The organism is Rossellomorea vietnamensis, from assembly GCF_025398035.1.
GTDB classification, from domain to species: Bacteria; Bacillota; Bacilli; order Bacillales; family Bacillaceae_B; genus Rossellomorea; species Rossellomorea vietnamensis_B.
Window position 1 is genome coordinate 3,983,056 of the sequence record NZ_CP104558.1, and the last position, 15,044, is coordinate 3,998,099.

13 protein-coding genes are annotated in these 15,044 nt (G+C 41.5%); 11 read left to right on the plus strand and 2 right to left on the minus strand.

Annotation, left to right across the window (positions count from 1 at the left end; all coding sequences use genetic code 11):
• Positions 1-285: 285 nt before the first annotated feature.
• Positions 286-1,005 carry a glycerophosphodiester phosphodiesterase gene (locus N5C46_RS20385; protein WP_261750009.1) on the plus strand — a complete coding sequence of 240 codons (720 nt, stop codon included), beginning with the start codon at positions 286-288 and terminating at the stop codon, positions 1,003-1,005.
• Between the two features lie 154 nt (positions 1,006-1,159).
• On the opposite strand, the gene N5C46_RS20390 is transcribed toward N5C46_RS20385, so the two are convergent.
• Together N5C46_RS20390 and N5C46_RS20395 are read right to left on the minus strand one after the other, a co-directional pair.
• Positions 1,160-1,933, minus strand: a complete 774-nt coding sequence (locus tag N5C46_RS20390; protein WP_261752389.1) for a nucleotidyltransferase domain-containing protein — start codon at positions 1,931-1,933, stop codon at positions 1,160-1,162.
• A gap of 222 nt (positions 1,934-2,155) precedes the next feature.
• Positions 2,156-2,743, minus strand: coding sequence for a YdcF family protein (locus tag N5C46_RS20395; RefSeq protein ID WP_261750010.1), 588 nt, complete (start codon positions 2,741-2,743; stop codon positions 2,156-2,158).
• 807 nt (positions 2,744-3,550) lie between these two features.
• Between N5C46_RS20395 and N5C46_RS20400 the strand changes: the two genes are divergently transcribed.
• The 10 genes from N5C46_RS20400 (at position 3,551) to N5C46_RS20445 (ending at position 14,950) form a co-directional block, all read left to right on the plus strand.
• Positions 3,551-4,531, plus strand: coding sequence for a LacI family DNA-binding transcriptional regulator (locus N5C46_RS20400; RefSeq protein ID WP_261750011.1), 981 nt, complete (start codon positions 3,551-3,553; stop codon positions 4,529-4,531).
• A gap of 6 nt (positions 4,532-4,537) precedes the next feature.
• Positions 4,538-5,428, plus strand: a complete 891-nt coding sequence (gene rbsK, locus N5C46_RS20405) for a ribokinase (RefSeq protein WP_261750012.1) — start codon at positions 4,538-4,540, stop codon at positions 5,426-5,428.
• A complete protein-coding gene (gene rbsD / locus N5C46_RS20410) occupies positions 5,425-5,811 on the plus strand; it encodes a D-ribose pyranase (protein ID WP_159362501.1) in 387 nt (128 codons plus the stop codon). Before rbsK ends, rbsD begins: the two co-directional genes overlap by 4 nt.
• 18 nt (positions 5,812-5,829) lie before the next feature.
• Positions 5,830-7,320: a sugar ABC transporter ATP-binding protein gene (locus tag N5C46_RS20415; protein WP_261750013.1), complete on the plus strand. Its 1,491-nt coding sequence runs from the start codon at positions 5,830-5,832 to the stop codon at positions 7,318-7,320.
• On the plus strand, positions 7,313-8,266 hold the full coding sequence (gene rbsC / locus N5C46_RS20420) for a ribose ABC transporter permease RbsC (protein ID WP_034756545.1): 954 nt from the start codon (positions 7,313-7,315) through the stop codon (positions 8,264-8,266). The genes N5C46_RS20415 and rbsC overlap by 8 nt, the downstream gene beginning before the upstream one ends.
• Before the next feature lie 10 nt (positions 8,267-8,276).
• Positions 8,277-9,215, plus strand: a complete 939-nt coding sequence (rbsB, locus tag N5C46_RS20425) for a ribose ABC transporter substrate-binding protein RbsB (RefSeq protein WP_261750014.1) — start codon at positions 8,277-8,279, stop codon at positions 9,213-9,215.
• Between the two features lie 269 nt (positions 9,216-9,484).
• The gene (locus N5C46_RS20430) at positions 9,485-9,775 is read left to right on the plus strand and encodes a hypothetical protein (protein ID WP_261750015.1); all 291 of its coding nucleotides are present in this window, start codon (positions 9,485-9,487) and stop codon (positions 9,773-9,775) included.
• 675 nt (positions 9,776-10,450) lie between these two features.
• Positions 10,451-11,305 carry a malate synthase gene (locus N5C46_RS20435; RefSeq protein WP_261750016.1) on the plus strand — a complete coding sequence of 285 codons (855 nt, stop codon included), beginning with the start codon at positions 10,451-10,453 and terminating at the stop codon, positions 11,303-11,305.
• Positions 11,306-11,946: 641 nt separating this feature from the next.
• Complete coding sequence (locus tag N5C46_RS20440) at positions 11,947-13,164, plus strand: hypothetical protein (protein WP_261750017.1); 1,218 nt, start codon at positions 11,947-11,949, stop codon at positions 13,162-13,164.
• Positions 13,130-14,950 carry an ATP-binding protein gene (locus tag N5C46_RS20445; RefSeq protein WP_261750018.1) on the plus strand — a complete coding sequence of 607 codons (1,821 nt, stop codon included), beginning with the start codon at positions 13,130-13,132 and terminating at the stop codon, positions 14,948-14,950. The genes N5C46_RS20440 and N5C46_RS20445 overlap by 35 nt, the downstream gene beginning before the upstream one ends.
• Positions 14,951-15,044 lie beyond the last annotated feature (94 nt).

Here is a 15,044-nt window from a genome sequence, read left to right on the forward strand (position 1 = left end):
GGAAGTTTCATTTGCGTAAGATTGGGAATTAAATGAATGAAGCAACCCAACCCCATTAATCGGATGCAACGTCCTATTCGTCACTGAGCAATAGAGGGGAAAATTCTGCCTATTAACCTCAAGAAACGCAATAAGAGGTGATGTTTCTGGGCGTAAGCGGAAAACCTCCGTTTATTTTCTTTATAACCTGTTCAGAATACATATACTAATTATAAAAAGCATACTTTTAGAAACTGCTAAAAGGATTTTTCTGGTCAAAGTTCGCGAAGAAAGGAGGAAACGAGAATGAAATTATTTGCTCATCGCGGAGTGAGTGGAGAGGCTCCGGAGAACACATTGACTGCGTTTAAAGCAGCAGCTGAGTCAGGTGCCCACGGGATTGAACTGGACGTACAGCTGTCAAAAGACGGCCAGATCGTCGTCATCCATGATGAAACCATCGATCGCACCACGAATGGAACCGGCTATGTGAAGGATTTGACGTGGGAGCAGCTCAGAACTTATGACGCCGGAAATTGGTTTCACCCCTCTTTCAAAGGAGAGTCCATTCCTTCATTAGAGGAGGTCCTGGATGTGGTGACCACGCATCGTGACTCGATCATCATCAATATCGAGCTGAAGAACGATCAAATCGACTACCCACAGTTGGAAGATAAGGTCCTGGAGCTGCTCAAAGAAAAAGGAATGAAAGAACAGACGATTATTTCTTCTTTCAATGCCGAGAGTCTGAAAAGGGTCAGAGAGCTTGATCCTGATATTGAGACAGGTTTCCTTTTTGAAGGGATACCAGCAAATATTCTGGACCGGATCAAGCCCTTACAGGTCAACGCTATCCACTGTGAGGCGGTGTTCGCTCAATCGCCAACGGGGAGAATCGTCATGGAGATGGGAATTCCGTTGCGTGTTTATACCATCAATACAATGGAAGAATTTCAGTTGGTGAAAAAAGCAGGTGTTGAGGTTGTCATGACTGATTATCCGGGGTTGTTTTTGGATCATCTATAGAGACCTAAAGGGGACCGTTTTGAGGTGCTCGGACACCAAACAGTGACACCCAAAATAGAGGGCATAAAAAATAAAGAGATTCGTCGATTGACGAGTCTCTTTGTGTTGGAATATAAATTATTTGCAACATATAAGCGAGTATGCACGAAAAAAATTATATTTCTGAAGGAGTATTTCTGGAAGCAGCCAATGCAGTTAAAGCCTTCTCAATATAACGATATACTTCTTCTGCATTCCCCAGAAATTCTTCAACATCTACATGACTATCCAAGTAACACGCAAACAGATAGTCAACTAATGCTGAATCAATCGTGCAATAATCTAATATGCCATTCTTCATCTTAGAAATGTCATCTTGCCATACCCCTGTATCTTCTAAAACCAAAGAGTATAATGCACGAATTAATTTCTTTGAGTACCCTTTGGTATATCTGGATTTCAGTGTGTCATTATTGGCATTAGATAGAAAACCGCGAACGCGATCCACTGCCTCTTGAGTGTCTGAATTTAAGTCTAATATGAACTCAGGTGAAATAAGAATAGGCGGTACTTCTTCACCAATATCAGTACCATGTATACAAACACAGATGATCTTGATCCAAAATCCCCATTCATTGGGCTTACTTCTTACATCATCCAGTGAACAAATAACCGTATCAACCTTCGTTACGAATCGATATTTTTGTAAAACCTGGTCCTTCAGACACGATACTCTATCATAATCTATATCTTCTGGTCTTTCACATACTATTGTAAAATCTGCATCAGACTCAAATGGCTTAGCAGTACCTTTGGGAATGGAGCCACACATATAAATACTGTGAATCTTCCCACTGAACTCTGAAAGCAAGCTAGCTGTATACTCCTCTACAAAAGTCTTGTACTCACTCTGAATATTGATCTTCTTTATAACCTTCTCCAAAACCATATCTGGTCTCATTTTATTTCCCCCTGGTTAAAAGTCATTTTATAAATTTTTCTTTTATTGCTTTTTTCGCTATCCTGCCCGTTAGCCGAAGATGCTCTGACCTATCAAGGCGGGGCGGCTACTTGTTCAGCAAACGCCGCCGTTAGTTGAATAATCACCAATTCTGACTATATCTTTTCTTACTAAATAGAGAGATTTTCACACTTCTAAATGGAGTAAGTTTCATTTTCTTCCCTTATAAAAACGCAAATAAATTATGAACATCTGTATGTATATGTAAACGTAAATGATTCCTAAACCTAGGACGAATTCTTTTGGCACTTTAGACTTTTCCAAGGTATGGTCAATTCCTAGCCGAAACGCATATGAACTAGCTTTTCGCAAATGCCAGGGTGAGGTAACTATAACTGCTTTTTTCAGCCCTCTCTCTCGCATGATTTCTCGCGATTTCAACAAATTTTCATAAGTGCCCCTCGCTTTAGTTTCTCGTATGATTTGGCTACCATCCACGCCTGATTCCACTAAGGCTCTTGCCATGCTTTCTGCCTCAACATGGTCATTTGCAACAGATGCACCCGAACAAATAACTACTTCAGCAATTCCAGTGTGATAGAGGTCTGTTGCTTTATTGATTCGTTCTCGTAAAATGGGAGTCATTGTTCCATCCTTTTTTGCGGGATAACCAAGTACAATCATAGCATCTCTTTTTTGCCCATGATTATAACCCGCTTTGTTAAAATGCTTACGAATAAATATAATCCCCACCATAAGGCACACAAAAAGTAAGCATAAAATATACAAGCCTATCATTAAACATATCTCCTCTGGCATTCTCTCTATCAATCGACAGATAATATACTTTGTACTGGGTGCACATCGGATTTAATAACAATCATTTCTTCAATTAACCTGCCCTTTACTTCAACAAAGGGAGGATGGTGGCTTAACAAAGCCCCTTAAAGAAAGGAGCTTTACTTCAGAGCAATATCATATAGGTAGTTCACTACATCGCCCATTCGCCAAGCGATAACAGCCATACTAATGGCAATAACTACTAAACTTCCAACCTTAATCAGTTCTACACTATCCTTCTCCAATATTTCTCGCCCCTTACATTTAGTTTCTTACACCGTTAACCTGAATGAACATTGAAGAGGGTACTGCTGGCATTTAGCTGGTTTTCACTTGTTAGCCACTTTCCTTTTTCACCAAATGTTCCGTATCAAGCGAAAAATCATTTTTGGTATAAACAATAAGATGTTGAAAACCACTTCAGATATAAACTCTAGTAGGGTATCTTTAAAAAATTCTTTTCTGTTTTGTTTTCTATTTTTCATGTTCTAGCTCCCCAATAATCTATAGCTTTCTTCGACTACCTGACCTTGTATAATGGATATATTTTATATCCTTATTTTACCACAGGATATGTAGCTGATCTGTCCGTTTATGATATGTTTTTTTAATTGAAAAACGGACTAGTAATGGACACTCACTTCTTAATCAAAACATCTTTCCCTTAAAAAAGAAACGAAACTATTGCAACCGGTTACAAAAATATGTTACCTTATGTGTAACCGGTTACACAATAACCAACCAAACGAACAGGAAGTGACGCAAGTGGCAACAATCAAGGATGTGGCGAGTGAAGCGGGGGTGTCGGTGGCGACGGTCTCCCGGGTGCTGAATGACAACGGCTATGTAGGAGCCGAGACGAGGAAGAAGGTAATGACGGCGATCGAGAAGCTGAATTACAGCCCGAATGAGGTGGCGCGCTCTCTATATAAACGGGAATCGAGACTGATCGGTCTGCTGCTTCCAGATATCACGAACCCATACTTCCCGCAGCTGGCGAGAGGGGTCGAGGATGAAGTGAGTGAGGCAGGGTTCAGGCTACTCCTCGGGAACAGCGACGAGAATATCCAGAAGGAGCTGGATTATATCCAGACCTTCGTTCAGAACAATGTCGTCGGTATGATCTCTGCGACTAATCATGTGGAGCATGATCAGCTGTATAGTGAATTGAATCTCCCACTCGTCCTCCTTGACCGGACCACGGACAACTATCCGGCAGTGTATGCCGACGGACGCAAAGGGGGACGCCTGGCAGCAAAGACCCTGGTGGAAAAAGGGGCGAAGCGGATCACCGTTATGAAGGGGCCGGCACACGTCAAGCCGGCACAGGACCGATTCCGGGGAGCCGTCGAGTACCTAAGCGGGACAGACGTCGATTTCCCGGTGATGTCCACGACCTCGTTCTCCTTTGAAGACGCAAAGGGCTGGGCAGAGGAACTATTCGCCACCTATCCTGATACGGACGGGGTCATCGCGAGCAATGATATCGTCGGTATCGCTATTCTCCATGAGGCGTTGAGGCTTGGGAAGAAGATCCCCGAAGACGTACAGATCATTGGCTACGATGACATCCCCCAGAGTAGCCTTTCCTATCCGGCGCTCTCAACGATCAGGCAGCCAGCTTACGAAATGGGCAGGCAGGCCGCGGCACTTCTGATTAAACTAATAAAAAAAGAAAAAGACATCGAGACAACGGTTCAGCTTCCGGTTGAACTCATACAGCGAAACACAACACGAAAGGGATGAAGGAAGATGGAAAAGGCGAAGATTGCCGTGATCGGCAGTTCATCTATGGATCTGGTGGTCACATCAGCGAAACGCCCTGGTGCAGGGGAAACGGTACTGGGCGCCAGCTTTGACACCGTACCCGGAGGAAAAGGCGCCAACCAGGCCGTTGCAGCAGCAAGACTTGGAGCAGACGTTTACATGATCGGATGCGTCGGCGATGATCCTTACGGGCAAGAGATTTTGGATAACTTTAAGAGCAACGGTGTTCATACAGAGTATGTGGAACCGGTTACAGGTCAGAAATCCGGAACCGCCCATATCATCCTCGCTGAAGGGGACAACAGCATTGTCGTCGTAAAAGGTGCCAATGATCTTGTGACTCCAGAATACGTTGAGAAAACAGCCGATTTTCTCAAAACATGCGATCTCATCATGATTCAGCAGGAAATCCCGGAGGAAACGGTTGAGTACGTGGCAGACCTGTGCAACAAGATTGAAGTCCCACTGCTACTGAACCCGGCACCTGCACGGAAGATCTCAGAGAAAGTCATCGTTGGTGCCAGCTATCTGACACCGAATGAACATGAAGCGGATGTCCTTTTTAACGGAATGAAGCCGTCAGAAGCGCTGAAACAATATCCTGACAAAGTCATCATCACCGAAGGAGCAGCCGGAGTCCGCTACCATGATGGAACAAAGGAAATCATGGTTCCTTCCTTCAAAGTCGAAGTGGTAGATACGACAGGGGCAGGCGATACCTTCAATGCCGCATTCGGAACGGCCGTGGCGGAAGGACAGTCAATGGAAGAAAGCCTTCGGTTCGCAAACCGTGCCGCATCTCTTTCCGTGACCGGATTCGGGGCACAGGGCGGAATGCCGACAAGAGACGAAGTGGAAAGGAAGTTGGCAGAATGAAACGACATGGCATCTTGAACAGTCACATAGCAAAAATACTAGCCGATCTCGGCCATACGGATACGATCGTCGTGGCCGATGCCGGTCTTCCGATTCCGTCAGACGTCGTGAAAATCGACCTGGCATTGAAACCGGGAGAGCCATCCTTCCTTGACGTGGTCCAACTGTTAAAGGAAGAAATGGTCGTCGAAACCGTCACACTAGCTGAAGAAGTCGAAACAAATAAAGGGGTTCACGAACAGATGACCTCATGGTTCGATGGAATCCAGTATGTATCCCATGAAGACTTCAAGAAAGAAACCCACAAAGCGAAGGCTGTCATCCGAACGGGGGAAGTCACACCGTACGCAAATTGCATACTTCACGCAGGAGTCATTTTTTAAAACAAAGGGGGTAGTAGCATGCAGATCAGCATGAAGAATATCCATAAAGCATTTGGGACGAACAAGGTCCTTGAAGGCGTAGACATCGAGATTGGGGAAGGTGAAGTCCATGCCCTGATGGGAGAAAACGGTGCCGGAAAGTCGACCCTGATGAATATCCTGACTGGCCTTCACAAGAAGGATCAGGGAACGATCACCATCGACGGGAAGGACATGACGTTCGACAATCCGAAACAGGCCGAGGAATTTGGCGTTGCCTTCATCCATCAAGAGCTGAATGTATGGCCGGAGATGACCGTTCTTGAGAATCTCTTCATCAATAAGGAACCGGTTACACAATTCGGTCTCATCAACACGAGAAAAATGAAAGCGATTGCGAATGAGCAGTTTAAGAAACTGAACATTTCCATCCCTCTCACAAAAGAAGCAGGACAGTGCTCAGTCGGACAGCAGCAAATGATCGAGATTGCCAAAGCACTCATGACGGATGCGAAAGTCATCATCATGGACGAGCCGACAGCGGCATTGACGGACCGGGAAATCGAGACGCTCTTCACCGTCATCCGCTCGCTAAAGAAAGCCGGCGTGTCGATTGTATACATCTCCCACCGGATGGAAGAGATCTTCACGATTTGTGACACGATCACGGTCATGCGGGACGGACGCACGGTGGATACGACGCCGATCCCCGAGACGAACTTCGATGAGGTCGTGAAGAAAATGGTCGGACGTGAACTGACGGACCGCTTTCCAAAACGCCAGCCAAAACCAGGTGAAACGATGCTTGAAGTCAGGAACCTGACGAAGAAGGGACTGTTTGAAAAGGTCAGCTTCGAGGTACGTTCAGGCGAAATCGTCGGCGTGTCAGGGTTGATGGGGGCAGGTAGAACAGAAATCATGAGGACCATCTTCGGACTCGACGGACGATATGAAGGCGAAATCCTCGTAAACGGGAAACCGGTCACCATTAAAACACCTGATCAGGCCGTGAAACTCGGTCTTGGATTCATCACCGAGGATCGGAAGGATGAAGGACTCGTCCTCGACTTTTCCCTGAAGGATAATATCGCTCTTCCAAGCCTCTACAGCTTCACGAAGAAAGGCTTGATCAATGATAAAAGCGAACAGGACTTTGTGGAAATGCTCATCAAACGGCTGACGATCAAAACCGAATCAGCCAGGACCCACGCAAAGAACCTATCCGGCGGGAACCAGCAGAAGGTAGTCATCGCAAAATGGATCGGCATCGGTCCAAAAGTGCTGATACTCGATGAACCGACCCGGGGAGTCGATGTCGGGGCGAAGCGGGAAATCTATCAATTGATGAACGAGCTCACCGACCGCGGCGTCGCAATCGTGATGGTATCATCCGAGCTGCCAGAAGTACTCGGAATGAGCGACCGTATCCTCGTCGTCCATGAAGGGACCATCGCAGGAGAGCTATCAAAGGAAGACGCAACACAGGAAAAAATCATGACATTGGCGACAGGAGGTCACGCACATGAATAACGCACTCAAAACGAATCACGTCGGCAATCTGATGCAAAAACTCGGTCCACTTCTCGGACTGTTTGTGCTGATTGCGACCGTATCCATCATCAACCCTAGTTTTCTAGAACCCTTGAACTTATTGAATCTATTACGACAGGTCGCGATCAACGCCCTGATTGCCTACGGGATGACCTTCGTCATTTTGACCGGAGGAATTGATTTATCCGTCGGCTCGATCCTCGCCTTATCCAGTGCCCTCATGGCCGGGATGATGGTATCGGGAATCGACCCGATCCTTGCGATCCTGATCGGCTGTATCCTTGGAGCTGTGATGGGAATGGTCAACGGATTATTGATCACAAAAGGAAAAATGGCCCCATTCATCGCAACACTTGCAACGATGACCATGTTCCGCGGGTTGACGCTCGTGTACACAGATGGAAACCCAATTACAGGACTTGGCGACAGTTATGCATTCCAACTGTTTGGAAGAGGTTACTTCCTTGGAATCCCGGTACCGGCCGTCACAATGATCCTGACGTTCGCGATTCTATGGGTGATCCTGCACAAAACCCCGTTCGGCCGAAAAACGTATGCCATCGGTGGAAATGAAAAAGCAGCCCTGATCTCAGGAATCAAAGTACCACGCATCAAAGTAATGATCTACTCCTTAGCTGGTTTACTGGCAGCACTTGCAGGAGCGATCCTCACGTCACGTCTGAATTCAGCCCAGCCGACAGCTGGTACATCGTATGAACTAGATGCCATCGCCGCCGTCGTCCTAGGAGGGACAAGCCTGTCAGGCGGACGCGGACTGATCGTCGGAACACTGATCGGTGCACTCATCATCGGAACGTTAAACAACGGTCTGAACCTGCTCGGCGTCTCATCCTTCTTCCAAATGGTCGTAAAGGGTGTCGTCATCATCATTGCGGTTCTTATCGACCGAAAGAAAGCAGCGTAGGAGGGATACTATGAAAAAAGCATGGTTACTACTAATCAGTTTGTCACTCCTATTCCTGGGCGCCTGCTCCCTGCAGCCGCCCGAATGGGCGAAACCAACTAAAAGCTCGAACCCTGAAGACATCAAAATCGGACTATCCGTTTCAACACTCAATAACCCATTCTTCGTCTCCATGAAAAACGGAGTAGAAGAGGAAGCGAAGAAACAAGGCATGGAAGTCGTCGTCGTCGATGCCCAGAACGACGCCGCCAAACAGATCAATGACGTAGAAGATCTCATCCAGCAGGGCGTCAACGTCCTACTCATCAACCCGACGGATTCAGCGGCCATCTCCACTGCCGTCCAATCTGCCAACAGCCTGGGCATCCCTGTCGTCACCCTTGACCGCTCAGCGGAAAAAGGAGACGTAGCCACACTCGTCAGCTCTGATAACGAAAAGGGTGGCGAAATGGCCGGGGAATATCTCGTCGAACAGCTCGGTGAAGGGGCCGAGGTTGCAGAACTGGAAGGTGTCCCTGGAGCGTCTGCCACACGTGAGCGTGGAGCCGGATTTCACAACATCGCGGATGAAAAGCTAGATGTCGTGGCCAAACAGACGGCAAACTTCGATCGTACCGAGGGACTGAATACGATGGAGAACTTGATTCAAGGGAATCCAGACATCAAAGCCGTGTTCGCTCATAATGATGAAATGGCATTGGGAGCACTGCAGGCGATCCAAAGTTCCGGACGTGACGTATTAGTCGTTGGATTTGATGGAAATGAAGATGCGATGACTAGCATTCGGAATGGCAACCTGTCTGCGACTGTTGCTCAGCAGCCTGAGAAGATTGGTTCGTTGGCCGTTCAGGCTGGGGCTGATGTATTGTCAGGGAAGAAGGTAGACAAGAAGATTCCGGTTCCGTTGAAGTTGGTGACGGAGGAGAATATAGAAGAGTCTTCAGAATAAATTGTAGTGGTAAACCTCATTCGTGCATTTATGCGAATGAGGTTTTTTTCTTTGTTGATAAAAGTAGTAGAGAAAAGAATTTAGCTTTTCTTTTTTGTGTTTGCTCCAAATGAGTTGGGGGTCGCCATGTTTTTAAGATGATTAAGCCAAAAGAAATAATCATCTTTGATAACAACATATTTAATTAAGAACATTCACCTAAAGGTATCCTTTCCCAGCCTATCTCCCTATATAAGAGTTGAATACAGATTGAATCAGGAGTGAATCAAATGAGTAGATGGAGAAATTTAAATCAATGGATGTTCGATTTGGATACATTTTATCACTTGAATCTGTGGATTCTGTTGAATGCCATGTATGAGGGCGGAGTTCAGTTAGGGTGTGTGGTGCTCGGTGAAAGGCCGTATATTCGGTCAATTGGGAAGATTCGAGAGGACCTGTTTTTTAAAGTGAGAATGAGGCCTTTTTGTAAGAGGCTGGAGTCGAAGAAGTATGAGTATGAAGATGTGTTTAAGTTTAAGCCGATGAATGATTTAGCTTGTGTGGATTATTTCTATTGAATGAGGTTGTCTGTCAAAAGGGGTGTAATGATTCTGGGATTGACCAGCTTGATAATAAAGCTGATTCCGGATTGTCTTCGTGTGGCGAAAAGCATGTGAATCGGGTGCGGAGAGAACCTGCAAACAGACTTAAGATCTTAGAGAAAGAATAGATTTTAGAGAACAACAACATCAACACCACCAACATAGAGACGCTAAGGATGTAGATAGGGTAAATGCGCTGATTGGACATTTGGTTATCAGGATGGATGTAATCATGATGTTTGAGTAGTTGATACGGAGGAGCTCTGGTTCGAACACTTGGAAGAGAGTATTTTCTACTAGGTGAAGAGGAGAGTTCAGGTATATATTTAGCATTAGTTTGAAAGTACGCTTTTCCAGATTAATGCAAAAAATCAAGTTGGATCCGTCCCCATTTAACCTGAGAAAAAATCAAAAAAGCACTCTTGTACCAATCATCAAGATTTGAACAAAATTACATTTTACCTTTCAATAAAATGGTTTGTCAACACGAAAGTTGTATTTATATTAAAAAAATGGTAAGGTTATTATCTGGTGATTTTTTACATTGAACGTTTTGTTATCTATCTTATTTATTCCGAAGGGAATTCAAACAGTTTTTGTGAGCTTTTTAGGCAATAGTACCCGAGTGTTTATACAAGGAGGACTAATATATTGAATCTAATCAATAAGAAAGTTACACATGAGCGGTTTGGTATGGGAAGCATCGTGAATCATAATGATACGGTAGTTGAAATCCATTTCGCCTCGGAAAATAAAAAATTTGTTTACCCGGATGCATTTGGACAGCACTTGAAACTACATGATAAAAGTGCTGCCCATTCACTTGAAAAAATTTTACACGAGCAGGAAATGGAACTCAAAGAGGAAGAAATGCAGAAAGAAGAGGAAAAGGCACGGCAAAGAAGAAACCAGGAGCTTCGAGTGGGTCATGAAAAAAGTATGAAAAATCATAAACTTCATCCCGAATCGCAGATGGTTTACAGGTGCGATACAGAAGAACAGAGTAGCTCCTTTTCAGATTGGACGGTTTCCTCTGGTGAAATAAAAAGTGGTACGAATAAGGGTAAGCCAAACAAGCCCAGTCGCTTACACCAAAACAGTGCGGTCCTGCTGACAGCGGTCGATCCCGGCATGCCTGAAAAAGACAGACGCATCTTAGGTGTCTATATGGTGAAGGATCATTTCATCGGTAAACTTTGTGAAGATGGAAATATTCCTGCCCATTCCCATTACAGACTCCAACTGACAGACGAGGAATCGAAACAGATGCCTTTCTGGAAGTACTATGTCAATGAAAAATCCCCTCAACAAACGACATGGAATACAGGCAAGTACCGATATTTCGATAATTCGTGGATGGCTCAGATTCTGCGAGACATCGTTACATTGAAAAGTGACACAGAGGAACAAGAGCTGGCACAACAATTTCTGGACCACTTCTCTAAGATGAATCAAATAGTAGAGCAGGAGTTAAAAGAGCCGAATGGGGCATTATTGCGTGCTTAGATAAGAAGTGCGGGGGAACTTGCAAATATAAGGTGAGAAAGAGTGTAGGGTTCACTGCGAATAGTGTTAAAAAGGGACAAGGCGGTCGCCTTGTCCCTTTTAGTGGATTTTTTATTATTGGGGTCTGACTCTCGGTACGGTGAAGCGTTAATAAGATGGGGGTCTGACCCCCATCTTCCCATGAATTGTGAACTAGAGGACTGACCCCATTCTTTGTGGCTCTTAAAAGATACACAACTCAAGCGGAGTTTTCTTTGGTGTAGGTGGTCAATTTAATTGCATAAGTGGACAGAAAAATGAAAACTGTTAAGCATCACTTATCTTTAGTTTGAAAGTGCGTTTTCCCAGATTAGAAAAAGTCAAACTGTAACCGTCCCCGTTTAACCCCAAAATCATAATTACTACTCATCCAGCAGACCAATAGTATAGAAAAGCAAAGCACAAAATAATATCTAAATTACGTATCTTTACCTGGTAAATATCTCGAACAAAAAGAGGTTAATTTTTAGTTAAGGGTTAAACTATTTCATTAAATTAATTACTGGTTGAATGAGACTGAATATGGATAATTGTGGAGATAGGTTTGAATAGTTGCTATAATATGAGTAAATAATTTCAAATAGTAGAAGAGGCGAGTTTTATTGACGAATAGACAAGCAAACTCCTCAATAAAGGGATACAATTACCAATTTCTTAGTTCAATACATGAGATAATTCATGAAATTAGTGATGCATCGGAATTTGTCATTGAAGGTATTGAAGATTTAGATATAAATAAGGAAGAAGAGTCAATCTTAGTGCAATACAAGTACCATGAATTAAAAAATTTTCAAAATAGTAGAGTAGCTAAACCTTTAGCCATTATGTTTAACCACTTCTTAAATAATAGACAAAAAAAATATAAATATAGATTGTTCATTTATATTACTGATAAACTACCCAATATAAATATTACGCTTTTGTATGAAATTTTATCACTTGATAGTGGAAGTAAGTATATCAGTGAAGATAACAAGCCGTTTATTAAGGATAGTAAATTACTCATGGAATTTTTAGAGTTTTTTCATTGGGAAGTGTCATTAAAATATGAAATTATGGAAAGGGAAATTATTGAGTTATTGATTGAAACTTATTCAATTAGTGAATCCAGTGCTGAATATTTTTATCTACCTAATGCGTTCAAAATTATAAATGATTTAGCGATTAAGAGTGACCCAGTTGAGAGAACCATAACAAAGTTATGGTTCAAAAATACTTTATCAAAGTATAGAAAGGATTTAGATTTTGAATTTATTACAAGATTTAAATCATTTCATGCAACAAAAAAGTATATTAAAAACGAATTAATGACAAGAAACATAAAGAAAAATACTAGGGAGTTTGTAGTATATATAGGTAACCCTTTAAGGGGAGATTTATCTAGCTTCATTATTAACTTAGCCAAAAAGTTTTATTATAGTGGGAATAGAAACGATACAAAACCTGTAACTTTTGTTGTAAATGGAAACAAAGAAGAGATTATGGCACTCAAAAAAAATATTTATAGTCATTTGTCAAATACAAACGAACTAATAATTATGAATGACGGATATGAGGACTATAGGTTTAATAGCCAAATGTTCAATTGTGCCCCTTTTACAGTGGCACTGCCCTTAAGAGGAAAGGTTAATATACCAAATTACAATTTTAAAATGATTAGGTTAAATACTTTCTCAGAACATAAAAGGAAAATTAATTTAATTGCACCAGTAGTAATTTCGATTGATGGTGGTTTTGGAGACTTTGAAGAACACTATGATTATTTTTCTTTGAGAGGTTTAAAGAATGATGAAATTATCGAGCTATTGGGGGGGAACTGAAGTGGATAAAAGTGATCAGTTAAGAGTTAGGAGCTTTGAATCACATTCAGTACAAATAGAAATAGTCGATTTCCAAAAATGGAAAGAAAAGAATACTGACAGTGAAATAAAGATTGGTTCATTTTTAAAAGTCGAAGATGGGAACGACCGTAGTATTGTAACTCTTGTAAAAAGTTTCAAAATGGTTGAGGATAGTGAGGATGAAATTACGATTCAAAATCAATATAATGGCAATTTCATTATTAATACACAGCCAATTGGTCAATTAGAGTATACTTCAGGCAAACCTGAATTTATAAAAGGAATTAAGAACATTAGTATTCCTCCAAACGGGGTAAACATTGCAAATGAAGAAGATTTAAAATGTATATTTTCAAATACTGATAATAAATTTGTCTTTTCAAATCATTTAATTAATAACAATATAGAGATAGCAGTAAACGGTGATAAATTTTTCTCAAAACATATTGCTGTTGTAGGCTCAACAGGTTCTGGTAAGTCATGTACAGTAGCAAAAGTAATACAAGAAGCTATTAATAGTGATATAGATAAGGTAAATAATACACACATTATCATTTTCGATATTCATGGAGAGTATAGTAGAGCGTTCCCTGATCAAGGGTACTTATCAATAGAAAAGAAAAATTTTCACTTACCATATTGGCTTATGAATTCGGAAGAGTTAGAAAATTTATTCATTGAAAGTAATGAAAGTAACTCACATAACCAAATATCTGTATTTAAGGAAGCTGTAATAAAAAACAAAATAAGGTACAATCCAAATATTAAAGTTACATATGATAGCCCTGTTTACTTTAGTTTAGAAGAGGTGTTTAACTATATTTGTAATAAAAATGAAGAAACTCATTATATCAAGGATGGTAAAGAACTTTTTGCCATTAAGAATACCGAGGTAGAAGTAAGTTGTACAGATTTTTTATGGGAAAAATTGAGTTTTGAAGCATCCTCAGGCAATAGTAAGAATGATATTTTAGGAAGCAAGGTATCTTCAAAAAATAACGGTTACCATGGTGAATTCCCTCGATTTATATCAAGATTAGAAAACAAAATGAATGATGAACGCCTGCATTTTTTAATAACCGAAGAAAAAGAAAAAGGAAAGAAATATTCTACACAAGACTTACAGGAAATTATTGAAAAAATCTTAGGTTACAAAGAGAAAAATAATGTAACAATTATCGATCTAAGTTCTTTACCTTTTGAAGTAATTTCCATAGTTGTTTCAATAATTTCTAGACTTATTTTTGAATTTTGTTACCATTATACTAAATTTTTTGAAAAAAATGATAACCCCTTTATGTTGGTGTATGAAGAGGCACATAAATATATACCGAAAATAAATGAAGCAAGATATAGGAATACTCGTATAGCAGTTGAAAGAGTTGCAAAAGAAGGAAGAAAATATGGGTTGTCCTCTATGATTGTTAGTCAAAGGCCATCAGAGTTGTCCTCTACTGTATTTTCTCAATGTAATAATTTTATTGTTATGAGACTAAATAACCCAGAAGATCAATCTTATGTAAAAAGACTATTACCTGAAGCTGTTATTAGTTATGGAGATGCTTTGTCTTCTCTTGAAAAAAGAGAAGCCCTTTTAGTTGGGGATGCTGTAGCTACCCCTTGTATTGTAAATATTAATGAAGCTTGTCCTACCCCACAATCTGACGACATTAAATTTTATACAGAGTGGAGAAGTGATTGGAAAGATATAGCATTCTCAAATATAGTAAAAAATATTAATAAAGAATCTCATAACAGTAATTAAATTTTCTTTAAGATAGATTGAAGAAAAAGGGATATTATCTTAGTTGAGTCGTCTTTTATCAAAATATATGGGACACCCATCTTTTTGCGAAAAA

Bases quoted from the DNA above. Each gene is read 5' to 3' on its own strand.
- N5C46_RS20395 (WP_261750010.1), bottom strand. From the start codon at position 2,743: ATGATAGGCTTGTATATTTTATGCTTACTTTTTGTGTGCCTTATGGTG.
- rbsC (WP_034756545.1), top strand. From the start codon at position 7,313: ATGAATAACGCACTCAAAACGAATCACGTCGGCAATCTGATGCAAAAA.
- rbsD (WP_159362501.1), top strand. From the start codon at position 5,425: ATGAAACGACATGGCATCTTGAACAGTCACATAGCAAAAATACTAGCC.
- N5C46_RS20445 (WP_261750018.1), top strand. From the start codon at position 13,130: ATGATGAAATTATCGAGCTATTGGGGGGGAACTGAAGTGGATAAAAGT.
- N5C46_RS20430 (WP_261750015.1), top strand. From the start codon at position 9,485: ATGAGTAGATGGAGAAATTTAAATCAATGGATGTTCGATTTGGATACA.
- N5C46_RS20415 (WP_261750013.1), top strand. From the start codon at position 5,830: ATGCAGATCAGCATGAAGAATATCCATAAAGCATTTGGGACGAACAAG.
- N5C46_RS20385 (WP_261750009.1), top strand. From the start codon at position 286: ATGAAATTATTTGCTCATCGCGGAGTGAGTGGAGAGGCTCCGGAGAAC.
- rbsB (WP_261750014.1), top strand. From the start codon at position 8,277: ATGAAAAAAGCATGGTTACTACTAATCAGTTTGTCACTCCTATTCCTG.
- rbsK (WP_261750012.1), top strand. From the start codon at position 4,538: ATGGAAAAGGCGAAGATTGCCGTGATCGGCAGTTCATCTATGGATCTG.
- N5C46_RS20390 (WP_261752389.1), bottom strand. From the start codon at position 1,933: ATGGTTTTGGAGAAGGTTATAAAGAAGATCAATATTCAGAGTGAGTAC.